This window comes from Halosimplex litoreum (genome assembly GCF_016065055.1).
GTDB lineage: Archaea > Halobacteriota > Halobacteria > Halobacteriales > Haloarculaceae > Halosimplex > Halosimplex litoreum.
This window is the reverse complement of sequence record NZ_CP065856.1, coordinates 2273913-2288489: the sequence shown is the minus strand read 5'-3', so window position 1 is coordinate 2288489 and position 14577 is coordinate 2273913. Positions and strand designations below refer to the sequence as shown.

At 70.1% G+C, this 14577-nt stretch carries 20 protein-coding genes; 10 read left to right on the top strand and 10 right to left on the bottom strand.

The window, feature by feature from the left end:
• Positions 1 to 6: 6 nt before the first annotated feature.
• Positions 7 to 420 (bottom strand): hypothetical protein, encoded by a 414-nt coding sequence (locus I7X12_RS11395; RefSeq protein ID WP_198060204.1) that lies wholly within the window; start codon positions 418 to 420, stop codon positions 7 to 9.
• A gap of 158 nt (positions 421 to 578) precedes the next feature.
• Here I7X12_RS11395 and I7X12_RS11390 point away from each other — a divergent pair, with 158 nt between their 5' ends.
• The 7 genes from I7X12_RS11390 to I7X12_RS11360 all read left to right on the top strand — a co-directional run bounded on the left by I7X12_RS11390 (position 579) and on the right by I7X12_RS11360 (position 5591).
• Positions 579 to 1037, top strand: a complete 459-nt coding sequence (locus I7X12_RS11390; protein ID WP_198060203.1) for a hypothetical protein — start codon at positions 579 to 581, stop codon at positions 1035 to 1037.
• Entirely contained in the window at positions 1034 to 1840 is an 807-nt protein-coding gene (locus tag I7X12_RS11385) for an alpha/beta fold hydrolase (RefSeq protein WP_232342805.1), read from the top strand. The genes I7X12_RS11390 and I7X12_RS11385 overlap by 4 nt, the downstream gene beginning before the upstream one ends.
• A gap of 65 nt (positions 1841 to 1905) precedes the next feature.
• Positions 1906 to 2394, top strand: a complete 489-nt coding sequence (locus I7X12_RS11380) for a TM2 domain-containing protein (protein WP_198060202.1) — start codon at positions 1906 to 1908, stop codon at positions 2392 to 2394.
• 61 nt (positions 2395 to 2455) lie between these two features.
• Positions 2456 to 2953: a DUF2085 domain-containing protein gene (locus tag I7X12_RS20595; RefSeq protein WP_232343151.1), complete on the top strand. Its 498-nt coding sequence runs from the start codon at positions 2456 to 2458 to the stop codon at positions 2951 to 2953.
• A gap of 50 nt (positions 2954 to 3003) precedes the next feature.
• Positions 3004 to 3732: a type 1 glutamine amidotransferase gene (locus I7X12_RS11370; protein ID WP_198060201.1), complete on the top strand. Its 729-nt coding sequence runs from the start codon at positions 3004 to 3006 to the stop codon at positions 3730 to 3732.
• A gap of 68 nt (positions 3733 to 3800) precedes the next feature.
• Positions 3801 to 4970, top strand: coding sequence for an acyl-CoA dehydrogenase family protein (locus tag I7X12_RS11365; RefSeq protein ID WP_198060200.1), 1170 nt, complete (start codon positions 3801 to 3803; stop codon positions 4968 to 4970).
• 66 nt (positions 4971 to 5036) lie between these two features.
• Entirely contained in the window at positions 5037 to 5591 is a 555-nt protein-coding gene (locus I7X12_RS11360) for a hypothetical protein (protein WP_198060199.1), read from the top strand.
• Here I7X12_RS11360 and I7X12_RS11355 read toward each other — a convergent pair.
• The 8 genes from I7X12_RS11355 to I7X12_RS11320 all read right to left on the bottom strand — a co-directional run bounded on the left by I7X12_RS11355 (position 5584) and on the right by I7X12_RS11320 (position 10093).
• Entirely contained in the window at positions 5584 to 6051 is a 468-nt protein-coding gene (locus I7X12_RS11355) for a cupin domain-containing protein (RefSeq protein ID WP_198060198.1), read from the bottom strand. The two genes, I7X12_RS11360 and I7X12_RS11355, sit on opposite strands and share 8 nt — an antisense overlap.
• A gap of 138 nt (positions 6052 to 6189) precedes the next feature.
• A complete protein-coding gene (locus I7X12_RS11350) occupies positions 6190 to 6354 on the bottom strand; it encodes a DUF6757 family protein (protein ID WP_006882760.1) in 165 nt (54 codons plus the stop codon).
• Positions 6355 to 6498: 144 nt separating this feature from the next.
• Positions 6499 to 7311, bottom strand: a complete 813-nt coding sequence (locus I7X12_RS11345) for a PHP domain-containing protein (protein WP_198060197.1) — start codon at positions 7309 to 7311, stop codon at positions 6499 to 6501.
• Positions 7312 to 7370: 59 nt separating this feature from the next.
• The gene (locus tag I7X12_RS11340) at positions 7371 to 7778 is read right to left on the bottom strand and encodes a hypothetical protein (protein ID WP_198060196.1); all 408 of its coding nucleotides are present in this window, start codon (positions 7776 to 7778) and stop codon (positions 7371 to 7373) included.
• A 3-nt stretch (positions 7779 to 7781) separates the two neighbouring features.
• On the bottom strand, positions 7782 to 8468 hold the full coding sequence (locus tag I7X12_RS11335; RefSeq protein ID WP_198060195.1) for an RAD55 family ATPase: 687 nt from the start codon (positions 8466 to 8468) through the stop codon (positions 7782 to 7784).
• A gap of 135 nt (positions 8469 to 8603) precedes the next feature.
• Positions 8604 to 8915, bottom strand: a complete 312-nt coding sequence (locus tag I7X12_RS11330) for a DUF7577 domain-containing protein (protein WP_198060194.1) — start codon at positions 8913 to 8915, stop codon at positions 8604 to 8606.
• A gap of 73 nt (positions 8916 to 8988) precedes the next feature.
• Positions 8989 to 9282, bottom strand: a complete 294-nt coding sequence (locus I7X12_RS11325; RefSeq protein ID WP_198060193.1) for a DUF7577 domain-containing protein — start codon at positions 9280 to 9282, stop codon at positions 8989 to 8991.
• Between the two features lie 94 nt (positions 9283 to 9376).
• Entirely contained in the window at positions 9377 to 10093 is a 717-nt protein-coding gene (locus tag I7X12_RS11320) for a hypothetical protein (RefSeq protein WP_198060192.1), read from the bottom strand.
• A gap of 118 nt (positions 10094 to 10211) precedes the next feature.
• Here I7X12_RS11320 and I7X12_RS11315 point away from each other — a divergent pair, with 118 nt between their 5' ends.
• Together I7X12_RS11315 and I7X12_RS11310 are read left to right on the top strand one after the other, a co-directional pair.
• Complete coding sequence (locus I7X12_RS11315; RefSeq protein WP_198060191.1) at positions 10212 to 11375, top strand: sensor histidine kinase; 1164 nt, start codon at positions 10212 to 10214, stop codon at positions 11373 to 11375.
• A 42-nt stretch (positions 11376 to 11417) separates the two neighbouring features.
• Positions 11418 to 12272 (top strand): DUF4097 family beta strand repeat-containing protein, encoded by an 855-nt coding sequence (locus tag I7X12_RS11310; RefSeq protein WP_198060190.1) that lies wholly within the window; start codon positions 11418 to 11420, stop codon positions 12270 to 12272.
• Positions 12273 to 12388: 116 nt separating this feature from the next.
• Here the strand turns inward: I7X12_RS11310 and I7X12_RS11305 are convergent, their stop codons facing one another.
• On the bottom strand, positions 12389 to 13303 hold the full coding sequence (locus I7X12_RS11305) for an acyltransferase (RefSeq protein ID WP_198060189.1): 915 nt from the start codon (positions 13301 to 13303) through the stop codon (positions 12389 to 12391).
• A 133-nt stretch (positions 13304 to 13436) separates the two neighbouring features.
• On the opposite strand from I7X12_RS11305, the gene I7X12_RS11300 reads away from it, so the two are divergent.
• Entirely contained in the window at positions 13437 to 14507 is a 1071-nt protein-coding gene (locus I7X12_RS11300) for a CPBP family intramembrane glutamic endopeptidase (RefSeq protein WP_198060188.1), read from the top strand.
• The last annotated feature ends 70 nt before the right edge of the window (positions 14508 to 14577 follow it).

Below are 14577 nucleotides of genomic sequence, written 5' to 3'. Positions count from 1 at the left end.
ACTCCGTCAGGTGATCGCGCGCACGGCCACGGCTTCCAGCAGCAACAGCAGATTGTAGGTCACGGTCGCGAGCGCCCCGACGAGAAAGAAGGTGACCAGCGCCACCCCGTCCGGTGTCGCGTCGAGGACGAGACTGACGGCCGCCAGCGCCCCGCCGGTCGAGAGGATGTGGATCGCCGAGACCACCAGCGACGAGGGCGATTCCTCGACGTGCATCTCCGCGGAGAATCCCTCGAACGCGAGCGCGGCGAGCAGCCCGAACCCCGCGAGCGCGCCCGCCACGAACGAGAGGATTCGGGCGACCCCGGGGACGCTGTAGCTGTGGATCAGCAGCGCGCCGCTACCCCAGATCGTCAGCGTGTAGCCGTACGCTTCCGACTCCGAAGCGAGGTTCGCCGCCAGTCGCGTCCGGTACTCCATCGGCCGGCCGTAGGATCGGCCGGGGCATAAATTCGAACGGGTCACGGTCGCTCCGGCGCCCCCACTCAGCGCGCCCTTCGACGGTCGGCGCCGTCGCTCAGAGCCCGGACGACCCGAGTTCGCAGAAAGTTGATGACACGTGGCGAACATCCGCTCGTGTGAGTACCTCCGAGCGAGCGAACCCCGTTCTCGCGTTCGGGCTGGCGGCGATCGCCGTCGCGCTCTCGCTCCGACTGTTCCACCTGAACCCGAACCTCCCCAGCGATACCGGGATCCCGATGGGGCCGCGGTTCTGGTACGACCGGCCCGGCTTCGCCCCGAACGACTACCCCGTCCTCGCGTGGCTCGCCGTCGTCGGGGCGATCCACGCCGCCCGTCCGCGCCGCCCGCCGGGTCACGCGCTGGCGTTTCTGACCGGTATCGTCGCCGCGGGATGGGCGCTCGCGGCATTCGCGCCGTGGCGCTTCGGCACCGGTGCTCTCTACGTCCCGGCGCTCGGCTGGTACCTGCTGGTGCTCGGCGGCGTCGTCACGACCGTCGCGGCGGCGCGGGAGCTGTACGCCGAGGCCCGCGAACCGGGCCGCCCTTACGACGAGCCCGCCAACGTCGACCCATGACAGTCGTCACGAACGGTGGCGTCGACCTGTACTACGAGGCCAGGGGCGACCCGCGGCCGCCCGAGGACGCCGACCGCGCCGCAGACACGGTGGTGTTCGTCGAGCCGGCGGGCTACGGCGCGTGGGTGTGGGGCTGGCAACACGCCGCCCTGGCCGAGGGCTTCGAGACGGTCACCTGGGACCTGCGGGGGACCGGCCGCTCGGACGCGCCCGACGGCCCCTACGAGGTCCGGACGCTCGCGGGCGACCTGGAAGCGGTCCTGTCGGACCACGGCGTCGCCGACGCCCACGTCGTCGGCGCCGGCCTCGGCGGGATGGTCGCGCTGGAGTACGCACACCGCTACGACCGCGCCGCCTCGCTGACGCTGTTCGGGACGGCCGCCGCCGGCGACCGCGTCGACGCCGACGCGCTCGACTCGCTGTTCGCGCCCCGCGACGACCCCGAAGCGCTCCGGGCGTCGCTGCGCAACGCCTTCGGGGCCGACATCGACGCCCACGCCGACGTGGTCGACGAGATCGTCGGCTGGCGCCGCGAGGAGGACGCCGACCGCGCGGGCTTCGACGCTCAGGCCGCCGCGATGGCCGCCTTCGACCGCTCGGACTCGCTGTACGAGATCACGACGCCCGCGCGGGTGTACCACGGCGTGGACGATGCAGTCGTCCCGACCGAGGCCGGTCGAGACCTGGCCGAGGGGCTGCCCCGCGGGGAGTTCACCGCCGTCGAGGGCGGCCATTGCTGTTTCGTCGAGGAGAGCGCCGCGGTCAACGACGCGCTGCTCGGCGACTTCGAGGACGGCGGGTGACAGCCGCTCGCCGGCAGGAATTCGCAAGCCGGCGGTTTACACGCCGGACGCTCGTCATCAGGGGTATGTCGAACGACGAGCGCGACGACCGGGACGACGCCGATCCCGGCGATACCGAGTCCGGCGACGCCGACGACGGGAGCGACGATAACTGGGTTGGCGATAGCGTCGACGAGGACGCCGGCGGGACGGCCGACCGCGATACCGGCGGACCCACCGCCAGTTCGAGCGCGAGCGGACAGAAGGGTCCGGACGAGAAGTACTGCGCCGAGTGCGGTGCGGTCATCAACGAGAAAGCCGAGATCTGTCCGGAATGTGGCGTCCGCCAGCCCGGGATGGAGTCCGGCAACGACGAGCGGATCGTCGCGGCGCTGCTCGCCATCCTGCTCGGGAGCTTCGGCGCCCACAAGTTCTACCTCGGGAACACCAAGCTCGGAATCGTGTACCTCTGTTTCTTCTGGACCGGGATCCCCGGCATCATCGGGATCGTCGAGGGCGTCATCTACCTCACCAAGAACGACGACGAGTTTCGCCGCCAGTACGTGGACGAGTGAGCCCGCGAATCCGGACGGAACGACTCGTCCGCCGGGCGCCCGCGCCGGCCGCGTCGGCCGCATCGGCCGCGAACTCCACGCCGGGCTCGCCCGGACCCGGCGGTATCTCCTCAGTCACCACGAACCCGACGAGTACTATCGCTGTCACCGCCTCGCTCTCGGCGGTCGGACGGTCCACCTCTGTGCCCGCTGTAGCGGCGTCTACCCCGGGATCCCCGCGGGCGTCGCGCTCGTCCTGACCGACACCGCGCCGGCCGCGTGGCCGTGGCTGGTCGCCTGCGGCCCGGCGCCGGCGCTGGCCGACTGGGCGGTGACGACGTTCTCGCCGCGGCGCGGGTCGAACGCGGTCCGGACCGCCTCGGGCGCGCTCCTGGGACTGGGATACGGGGTCGCGGTCCCGTGGTTCCTGACGGCGCGACCGCTCTGGCTGCTGGCGGTCGCGGCGGGCTACGGCGGGGTCGCCGCGGCGCTGCTGGTCCGGTCGCGGACCGAGAGCGGCGGCGAAGAAACCGACCGCGACGGCGAAAACGCGGGCGAGAATCGATCACAGGGCACGTAGTACTGCCAGGGTGGACAGGCTTTTACTCGCCGAGCCGTTGGAGTACGACGATGACACGGCCGCGCATCGCCCTGTTGAACGCAGCCCACGAGGCCGAGGGCAACCGGCGCAACTTCCGCCGGGAACTCGACGCCGACCTGACGGAGTTTCACCTCCCGACGGGACAGTACCCGGAGACCTTCGAGTTCGACGGCGCGGTGGTCACCGGCTCCCGCGCCTCGGTCTACTGGGACGAGGAGTGGATCGCGCCGACCAAGGAGTGGGTCGACGAGGCGATCGACCGCGGGCTGCCGTTCCTGGGCGTGTGTTACGGCCACCAGCTGCTCGCGGACGTGCTCGGCGGGACCGTCGAGCCGATGGGGGAGTACGAGATCGGCTACCGGACCGTCGAACACACCGGCGACTCGGTGCTGTTCGAGGGGATCGACGACGACTTCACCGTCTTCACCACCCACTCGGACTACGTGGCCGAACTCCCGCCGGGCGCCGAACGGCTGGCCGGCAACGACTACGGCGTCCACGGCTTCCGCGAGGGTCGGGTGTTCGGCGTCCAGTTCCACCCCGAGTACGACATGGACACCGCCGCCGAGGTGACCGTCGGCAAGGAGGGCCAGCTCTCCGAGGACCGCATCCAGTCGGTCCTCGACGGGATCACGCCCGAGAACTTCGACGCCGCCTGCGAGGCCAAACAGGTGTTCGACAACTTCATCGCGTTCGTCCGCGAGGTCGACGCGACCGACACCGTGCCCGCCGACGACGCCGTCGCCTCCGACGACTGATATCGACGGGCCTCGCGTGACCCGGCGGCCCGGCGAGCGCTTTTCACGACTCGCGTCCAAGGACGGGCATGCTCGACTACGTGGGCCTGGAGGCCGATCTGAACGAGGAGGAGCGGCTCGTCCGCGACACGGCCCGGGAGTTCGTCGACGATCGGGTCCGCCCCGACATCGATGACCACTTCGAGGCCGGCACGTTCCCCGAGGAGCTGATCGCGGAGATGGGCGATCTGGGCTTCTACGCGCCGAACCTCGACCACGAGGCGACGGCGAACCTCGGCGAACGAGCCTACGGGCTCGTGATGCAGGAACTCGAAGCGGGCGACTCGGGCGTGCGCTCGATGGCCTCCGTTCAGGGGGCGCTGGTGATGTACCCGATCCACGCCTTCGGCTCGGCGGCCCAGCGCGAGCGGTGGCTGCCAGCCCTCGCCGACGGCTCCGCGGTGGGGTGTTTCGGCCTCACGGAACCCGACCACGGCTCGAACCCCAGCGCGATGGAGACCCGCGCCGAACGAAGCGACGACGGCGACGGGTACGTCCTCAACGGCTCGAAGACGTGGATCACGAACGCCCCCATCGCCGACGTCGCGCTCGTGTGGGCCAGGGACCGCTCGGCGGCCGACGATCCGGTCCGCGGCTTTCTCGTCGACACGGACCGAGAGGGGATTACCACGAACCACATCGACGGCAAGCTCTCGATGCGCGCCTCGGTGACGGGGGAGATCGGCCTGAACGACTGCTACGTCCCCGAGTCGGCGGTCTTGCCCGACGTGTCGGGGATGAAAGGCCCCCTCTCGTGTCTCACGCAGGCCCGCTACGGCATCGCGTGGGGCGCCGTCGGCGCGGCGCGGGACTGCTTCGAGGCCGCCCGCGAGTACGCGACCGACCGCGAACAGTTCGGTGGCCCGATCGCACGATTCCAGCTCCAGCAGGAGAAACTCGCGGAGATGGCCACGGAGATCACGACCGCCCAGTTGCTGGCCTATCGGCTCGCGGATCTGAAAGAACGAGGCGACCTGCGACCCCAGCAGGTGTCGATGGCCAAACGCAACAACGTCGCGATGTGGCGCGACGCGGCCCGCACCGCCAGGGAGATGCTGGGCGGCAACGGCATCACGACCGACTACTCGCCGATGCGCCACCTCGCCAACGTCGAGACGGTGTATACCTACGAAGGCACCCACGATATTCACACGCTGATCGTGGGCGAGGACCTGACCGGCATCGCTGCCTTCGAGTGACGCGACCGCCGAAACTGCGCGAGGCGGACCCCCGAACTTATCAGGAGGCGCGCCAACCACTCGGCGATGGAAGCCGGGTTCGTGGGAGCGATGGCGCTGGTGGCCGCATTCGGACTGGTCGTCGCGTCGCCGGTCGTCGCAGGAGTGGCGTGGGCGCTCTCGACGCGAACTGACTACTTCGGGGACGCGCTGGGGACGGTCCTCGCGGGAGCGGTGGGTCTGTTCGCGGCGGGCGCGGTCGCGCTGGCGGTGCTCGTCGATCCGGCCGCGGGGCTGACGTTCGCCGTCGTCGCCGCTGGGGCGGCGCTGGTCCTCGCGGTCGTCCCGGTGCTGTTCGGTCGGCAACTGCTCGGCCGCTGGACGCTGCTGGACGCCGACGAGGCCCTGGCGTACGCCACGCTCGGGTGGCCTGTCGCGATGGTCACGAGTGCCGTCCTGTTCGTCGCCCCCGGCGGGTTCACCCGCTACAACGTCCTCTTCCTCGACGGGCTGGCCGCAACCGTCGCCTGGACGACGCTCGTACTCGTCGTCACGCTCGGCCCGGCGCTCGCCGGGCTGGCGCTGTACAACGCCGTCGAGCGGTTCGCGCGCGGTCGCAGCGCGAGGAGCGGACTCAGGTGAACCGCCCGGTCTCGGCGCCGCAGTCCGTGCAGCGAGTCACGAGCGCCTCGCGGTCGTCGGCCATCTCGACGGTCCCCTCGGTGCGGCCGCCGCAGTCGGGGCACTCCCGGAGCATCTCGGTCCGTCCGGCGTCTTTCGGGGCGCCCATCGCGAGCGCGACCACGCGCTCGTCGCCGGCGTTGCGGCCCAGCTGCCACTCGCCGGGGGCGAAGCGGACGGCCTCGCCCGCGGAAACGGCCACGTCGCCGTCCTCGGTCTCGAAGGTCGCCGTCCCCTCGATCACGTAGAAGACCTCCTCCTGGTCGGGGTGGCGGTGGTAACCGAAGCCGAAGCTGTCGCCGGGGTCGAGTTCGTAGTAGTTCAGCGCCAGTTCCGCCGTCCCGAGCGCGGCGGCGAGCGCGCGCTTGTCGGCGGCCGGTCCCATCCGCCGTTCGACGTCCTCGCGGTCGACGTGGTCCATAGCGGCGGCTACGGCGGCGAGTCAGTAAAGCCTCGTGTGGGGCGAGCGCGAACCGAGCGGGGCACGAGCGGGCGGGAGGGCGGCGAACAGGGCGACGGCGAGCGGTCCACTGAGCGGTGGCGTATGCGGCCCGGGCGCTCACTCGGCGCGGTCGATGTCGAGGTCCTCTTCGATCCCGTCGAGCCAGTCCGAGTCGGCGATCTCCTCCATCTGCTCGCGGAAGTGCGTCTTGCAGACCCCGACCTTGACGCCGTCTTTCTCGACGGCGATCTCGGCCTCGCGGTCGCAGTAGTGGCACTGCATACCCGTGCTTGGATCCGAGGGGCATTGAACCCTGCGGCCGCGGAGACCGACGCGGCGGCCGCTGACGTAGCGCTCGGGCGGCATACCCACGACGGATCGGTCGGGCGGGGGACCAGCCGACCGGTCACGACGAGACGTGGCCGGTCACGGGGCGACGCCGAGGGCGTCGCGGACCCGCTCGTACTCGTCGGTCGACAGGCCGGTCTCGCCGAGCGAGCGGTCGTGCGCGTCGCTCCCGCCCGTGACGGTCAGGTCGTTTCGCTCGGCGACCGTGCGTACGTCTTCGACGGCCAGCTCACCGTTCGCGCCGGTGTGGGCCCGGGCGCCGTAGGGGTACGCGACTTCGACGGCGTCGAGCCGAGGGGCGAGTTCCAGCGCCGCCTCGGGTTCCGGGTAGCGCAGCGGGTGTGCGAGGCTGACGAGGGCGCACGCGTCGCTCAGGAGCTCGCGGCCGTGCTCGAACGAGGGGACGTCGCGGGCGACGTAACAGGGGTCGCCCTCGCCGATGAGGCCGCCGAAGACGTCGGGGATCGAGTCGTAGTCGTCGTCGCTCTCGATCACCGCCCGCGCGATGTCCGGCCGGCCCAGTCCCGGCTCGGGCTCGGCCGGGATCGCGTGGCCGAGCCGCTCCTCGACGCGGTCGACGATCGTGCGGCCGCGCTCGACGCGGTCGCGCTGGAGGCGGTCGATCTCGGCGACGAGCGCGTCGGTCGGGGTGACGCCGTAGCCCAGCACGTCGACGCGCTGGTCGTCCGCCTCGACGCGGAGTTCGATGCCGTGGACCACGGTGACCCCGTCGCGTTCGACGACGGGCGCGTCCAGGTCGGGGTGAACGCGGTCGTGGTCGGTGATCGCGACGGCGTCGAGCCCGGCCGCTCGCGCCGCGGGCGGCACCTCGGAGAGACGGAAGGTTCCGTCGGAGTTGTCGGTGTGAACGTGGAGATCCGCGGCGACCATACCCCTCTGTGGGACCGGGCGGTCAAGCCGGTTGCGGTCGACGCGAGTCCGACGGCCGCCTACTTGTCGAGGAAGTCCGGCCGGTCGGTCGCGTCGATCTCGTCGGGGTCGGGCTTCTCGAGGCCCTCGAACTTGTCGACGGCTTCGGGGAGCCCGTCGCGCCCGCCAGTGGGGAGGTCGTCCTCGTCGACGGTGACCGTCTCGCCCTCGACGAGCTCGTCCCACACCTGCTCCTCGTCGGCGTCCGCCGGGGCGGCCTCGCGACCCTCGTTTTTCCCCTCGCGGAAGGCGAGCTCGACGATGCTCTTGGTGTAGGCGGTGTCCATCTCGTCGTGGACGGCCTCGAACTCCTCGCGGTCGTACTCGCCGAGGGACTCGGCGACGCCGAGAGCGTAGGCGCGCTCGGTCGCCTCGTCCCTGTCGAGGGCCGTCCACGACGTGCCGTACTTCCGTTCGTACAGTCCCATGGGTCAGGCCTCGACTTTCTGCTCCGGCCGCACCCGCAGCCCCCTGTCGGAGAAGTCGATCGCGCGGATGTCGCAGTCGATGGCCGTCCCGCGCATCTTGATCACCTGAACCCCGCGGGTCATCCCCCCCTTCTCCAAGTAGTTGTGGAAGAAGATGACGCCGTGGGCGAGGTAGTGTTCGTCGGCGTAGGAGGACGGGTCGGTCATCTCCGAGATGAGGACGATCGTCGTCCCGGTCTGTTTCAGCGCCGAGAGAAAGCCGGTGATCTCGTCGGCCATGTCGTTGAAGAAGTGCTGGAGCAGCATCGTCGAGTCGATGACCGCACGGTCGATGTCCTGCTGTTCGAGGAACGCGACGATGCGATTGGTGAGCCCGCCCTCCGTGCCGAACTGAGTGATCGTCCGCTTGCCGCCGTCGGTCATCAGGTTGAGGAACTGCACCTTCCCGGAGGCCATCACCTGGTCGAAGCCGAAGTCGTAGCCCGACATGTCCTGCATCAGCTCCTCTTTAGTCTCGTGCATCGTCACGTAGAGGCAGTTCTCCCCCGCCTTGGCGCCCTGCGTGATGAACTGCGAGGAGAAGGTCGTCTTCCCGCTCCCCGGGGGACCGCTCACCACGTAGAGCCTGTCTTTCAGGAGGCCGCCCTGGACCAGCTCGTCGAACCCAGGGACGCCGCTTGACACGCGCATACCGTCGGATCGACGCTCCCGATATAGACCTTTGCCCCTCGTTTTTCACCGCTGATAACAGTACGCGCCGGATCGCCGCTCCGTCGTGGTCTCGTCGGTCGGTCGCGGTCGGGTGCGGTCGTCGACGGGGTCCGTTCAGCCCAGTCGGCCGAGACACGAGCGGCAGAAGACGACCGCCGGTGCGTCCGTGTTGGCCGCCCCGCAGTGCCCGCAGACGACGGTGTGACCGGGCGTCGGAGCGGAGTCGGCCCCGCGATCGCACTCGGTGTACGCACCGCGACCGCTCACGGGGCCGCCCGTCACGTTACTCGCACCGGATTCTGGCTGTTCGCCCGCACCGTCGACTCCCGCCGGTGCCGACCGATCGGGCGCGAAGTAGCGAAAGAGGACGAACTCGAAACAGAGCACGACCCCGAGCGCGAGTGCCGCGAACGCCCAGCCGTCCATGCCCGGAGGTTCCGACGGACCCGACTTCAGGGTTCGGCCGCGAGTATCGACGATGATACCGAACCGGGACGACTCACCGGAGCTGCGCCAGACACTCGTGGCAGTAGGTGTAGGCCCCCTCGTCGGCGTTTTCGGTCCCACACTGGTGACAGCGGACGCCGTCGCCGCCCTCGTCGGCTCCCTCGTGCGACCGGGCGTCGCCCTCACCGACCGACCGGCCGCGTTCCCCCGACTGCGGTGGCGAGGCCTCGTTCGACTCCAGCGAGACGCCGCCCAGCGACCGGTCTTCGGAGAAGTACCGGACCAGCAACAGCTGCAGGAGGGTGAACCCGGCGAGGTAGACGAGGATCCAGCCCCACGGTTCCATACCATGAGATACGTTGCCACTGCACTTGGGTGTTTGGCCGGGAGGTGAAACCCAGCGGGTCGGGGAGCGTCCCGCGACCGCGGGGCGGTGGGCGTCAGTCGGCGAGTCGTCGCAGGGGCGCTCGCACTCGCGGGAGGAGGACGACCAGCGGGATCGCGCCCAGGACCAGGCCGTGCGTGACCGTGTTCCCGAGCGTGCTGACCGCGGCGTCGGCGGCGGTCGCGGTCTCCTCGACGGTGAGGTACGCGACGCCCTCGAAGACCGCCTGGACGAACGCCCCGAGCGTCGCGCCGACGGCCAGCGACCGAGGTCGGGTCGGGTCCTCGGCCACGTCGTGGAGGTACCACCCGAACGCGGAGAACCCGACGACGTACCCGATGAACCCGATCGGGTCGTCCAGTTCGTACCCCTCGAACACGTCGAGGACGCCCTCGCCGAGCGCCGCACCGAGCCCGACGGCCATCGTGGGGATGGCGGCGCGTGCGGCGACTATCAGGAGGTACGGAATGAAGAAGGGCTTGAGGTCCACGTCGACGGCGACTTCGCCGAACGACTCGGTGAACAGCAGTCCGAGCGCGAACAGCACCGCGCTCGCCGCGGCGAACGCCACGTTGCGCTCCAGCGACCCGGGTCCCGGATCCGACCCGGCATCGCCCGATTCGACTCGGACGTCGCGTCCAACTCCGGCGTCCAGTCCGGTTACGCCGGGTCCGGCGTCCAGTCCGGTTGCGCTCGGTCCGTCCCCGCTCGGTCCGCGCCCGTACCCATCGGCGCCGCCGTCGCCCGCCGGTTGGTCGCCCTCCGTTCCCATCGTTTCCGGGTCCCACCCCGCACCGCAAAACCGCTGCTATGAGATCGGCGCCCCGATACAGCGAAGTATATAGTCCACATACCAACGTTGAAATCCAAATGCGTCGATCGCACCGACAGTGTCGGCTGTGCTGAGAACGCTCCGACGAGATTCCGCACAGTTCGGGATGACGTGTCTCTGGGTATCGTTCACGATATCGTACATCTCGTTTTTCTATATATTTCGAGACGCCCGTGAGATCGCCGACGCGAGCCTGGACGGCTACCTCGAAGTGATCCTTTTGGGGGTGCCGACGGTCGTCCTGCTCGGCGGGACGGTGTGGCTCCGTGACACCACGGTCGACGCCGACCTCCGTCCGCGGATCGTCCGGTGGACCGTCGGGATGGCGCTGTTTTTCGCCCTCGCGATGTACGCCGCGCTCGTCGTCGTCGAGACGCGGTTCGACCCGGGCGAGCAGTGGCTGATCCTCTTGCTCTCGGTCGGCTTCGGCGCCTCGTCGGGGACCGTGATGGGCGTCTTCTCGATCCGGTCGAAACAGCGCGAACGCGAGCGCAACGAGTCCATAGCGGTCGCCCGCCGCACGGAGCGCGAGCGGAGTCAACTGGAGTATCTCAACCACTACCTCCGCCACGAGGTGCTCAACGAGGCCCAGAAGATCAACGGCTACGCGTCCCTGCTCGACCGCGAGGTCGACGTGGACGGCGAGGCCGCCGTTCACCTGGCGACGATCCGTGACAGTAGCGACGAGATCGCCGCCTTCGTCGGGTCTATTCGGACGATCCTCGACGCTTCGGACTACGACCCCGACCTGACGCCCGTGGACGTCCGAGCGGTCGTCGAGGCGGAGGCTGAACAGGCCCGTCGGACCAACCCCGAGGTCAGCGTCGACGTGCGCGGTCCCGACGGCGTTCGCGCCCGCGCCGGTGACCTCTGCAACCGCGTGTTCCGCAACCTCCTCGAGAACGCGATCGAACACAACGGAGACGACCTATCTATCGCGGTGACGGTCGCCAGCGGCGAAGAGTGGGCGACGGTGCGGGTCCGCGACGACGGCGACGGTATCCCGCCGACGGCTCGTGAGACACTGTTCGACCCACCCGAATCGGGCGATCACGGCTACGGACTGTGCCTCACGAACCACCTCGTGCAGGTCTACGGCGGCCGACTCGCCCTCGGCGAGACCGGACCGGACGGAACGGAGTTCGTCGTCCGATTCCCCCTCGTCACCGACGGCACCGACGCGACCGCCGCAACCGGCGAGAAGCGGAAGCTAACCCTGTGATCGTCACGTTTTTGCCGATCTGACGTGTCGGTCCGGACGAACATGTCCCCCGTCGCCTCTCCTTCCGACCGACCGGGCGACTCGTCGCCCGACCCGTCCCGCCGCCGGTTCCTCCGTGCGGGCGCCGGACTCGTCGGCGCCGTCGGCCTCGCGGGCTGCGTGCTCTCGACCGAACCGTACACCGAACGCGTCGAGCGGTCGTTCGACCCCAGTGGCGCCGACGAACTCGCCGTCCGGACCGACTCCGGCGACGTGACCCTCTCGCCCGGCGACGGCGAGGCGGTTTCGGGTACCGTCCGAAAGGAGTCGAGTTCCGGCGAGGACGCCCTCGACGAGGTGACTGTCGAGGGGCGCGTCGAGGACGGCCGACTCACCGTCGCACCGCGGCCGCTGGACCCGGACGCGGACGTCTCCGTGACCCTCGACCTGTCGGTCCCGGAGGAGCTCGCCGTCGTCGAGACGTCGTCGAGCAACGGGGATATCGAGGCCGAGGGCGTCGCGGGAGACGGGACCTACAGCTCGGCCAACGGCGATGTGGACGTGACCGGCGTCGACGGCTTCGTCACCGTCGAATCGACCAACGGCGACCTCACCGCGGGCGACGTAAGCGGTCTCGACGGCGCGGAGACGACCAACGGCGACGTGACCGTCGACGTGTCCGCCCTCCGCGAAGACGCGACCTGCCGGTCACGCAACGGCGACGTGGTCGCCGCTGTCGCCGACGACCTCTCGGCGGCGGTGACGCTGGAGACGACCAACGGCGACGCCACCGTCGAGGGCGCGCAGTTGACTATCGAGTCGTCGGGCGAACACCGCGTCGAGGGGACGATAGGCGCGGGCGAGCACGCGCTCGAACTCCGGTCGACAAACGGCGACGTAACGCTACGTGAGCAGTGAACCGCCTCTGGGTCGAGTGGTTCGAGCGAGCGTCGCGCTCTCGTCCTCGCGCGAATCGAAGACTCTCGGACGACCCCGAGGCACTCGGCCTGTCCCGCCTGTAGAACCGGACGACGCTACGAGTTACCCGGCGGTTGCCGCTCGCGCTGGAACTCGTCGAAGACGTCGAGATTCTCCGGCAGCTCGTACGCCAGTTTCCGCTCCGCACGGCGGTCGACGTTGGCGTCCTCGAGGTCGTCGGCGACCGGCTCCCAGCCGTCCTTGACTGCGATCGATTTGGCCGGCGTCCCCGCCGCGATGTGGTGGGCGGGCACGTCCGTGCCGGCGATGGATTTGGCGGCGAGCACGGAGTTTTCGCCCATGCGGACGCCGGCGCGGACCATCGAGTCGTAGGTGACGCGAGCGTCGTCCTCGATGATCGTGTGGTAGTTGTCGACGGCGGTCTGGTCGTTGACGTCGTGGTCGTGGCTGTAGACGTGGGCGTCGTCGGAGATGGAGACGCGGTCGCCGACGGTGAGCATGCCGCGGTCGTCGAGATGGACGTCGTCGTGGACGACGACGTTGTCGCCGATAGAGATGTTGTGGCCGTAGGTGAAGGTGATCCCCTTGAAGAAGCGGCAGTCGTCGCCCACCTCGGCGAAGAGGTGGTCGGCGAGCATCCGGCGGAAGCGAAGCGCGAACTCGACGTTGTCGGCCATCGGCGTGGCGTCGAACTGCCGCCAGAGCCACTGGAGGTACTTCGTGCGCTCGAACTCCCCGTCGTCCATCGATTCGACCTCGGCGTAGTACTCGCTCTCGAGGGTGACGTTGCAGGGGTCGTACCCCTGGAGGCGGACGCGCTCGGCGGGAGTGACCTCGCCCCCGGACTGCCAGCGCTCGTAGGCCTCCCGGTCGCCGAAGAGGTCGACGAGCACGTCCTCGACCACGTCACAGGTGTCCTCCCCGCCGGACAGTCGGTCGTCGACCTCCGCGATGAACGTGTGGATGCCCTCCTCGCCGCCCGGCGGCAGCGAGACGTGGCGCTTTGTCATACCACGTTCGTGGGTCGCGCCGGCAATATGGGTTTCCTTCCCGGCGGCGCCGCCCGGAGTCCCGCGACCGCGCCGGGACGCGACCGCGCGGCCGTCCCCGGGGCTTAAGCCTCGCAGGCCCCACTCCCGGACGATGACGGACGGCACCGGTCTCCGCGGCCTGTTCTGGAACGACCGCGAGCGCCGCCCCCGGGCGCTCCCGCGGCTCGGCCTCGCGCTCTTTCTCTTCGTAGTCGGCGGCGTCGGGGGCGCGCTCGCGTCGTCGGCGCTGGTCGCACTCGCGCCGAGTACCGCCGGGGCGACGCTGACCGCGCTCGTCTCCGTCGCCGCTCGCACGCTCCAGATCGCCGGCTTCGTCGCGGGCATCCTCGCCGCCGCCCGGCTGGTCGACCGGCGCCGGCTCTCGGATCTGGGGCTCGGTCGCTCGCCCGCGTGGTGGGCGGATCTGGCTTTCGGGCTCGCGCTCGGCGTCGCACTCCCCGGGCTGGTGTTCGCGGTCGAACTCGCAGCCGGCTTGCTCCGGGTGACCGGGACCGTCGTCACCAGGGCAGACCCCTCGGTGGCTATCGGGCCGAGCGTCGCGCCGGCGCTGGCGTTCGCGCTCGTCTCCGTCTACTTCGTCGGCGTCGGCGTCTTCGAGGAGTTGCTCTTCCGCGGGTACCTCCTGACGAACGTCGCCGAGGGACTCGCCGGCTGGCGCGGGATCGGTCTCGGCGGCGCCTTCGCCGGCGCGACGGTCGTCTCCGGCCTCGCCTTCGGCGTCGGCCACGGGGCGAACCCGAACGTCACCGCCCTCGCGCTGGTCAACATCGCGCTGTTCGGCGGCCTGTTCGCCGCGAGCTACCTCCTGACCGGTCGCATCGCGACCGCTATCGGCCTCCACGTCACCTGGAACGTCTCGATCGCTTCCGTGTTCGGCTTTCCGGTCAGCGGCTTCACGACGCCCGTGACCGTCGTCGCCGTCGAGCAGTCCGGCCCGACGGTCCTGACCGGCGGCTCGTTCGGCCCCGAGGGCGGCCTCGTCGCGCTCGGTGCGCTCGTCGTCGGATTCGGCGCGCTGGCCGGCTGGGTCCGGTGGCGCGAGGGCGAACTGCGGTGGCACGAGTCGGTCGCCCGGCCGGCGCTGCGGGGCGCTGCGGGCGACGATATAGCGACCACGACCCGGGACGACCCCGAACCCACCGACGAGTCGGCGACCGAGTAGCCGACCGTCACCCGCGTCGTCGCCCGCGGAGCGGCCCACCACCGGTAACGAAAAGACGCGTTTCACCCTT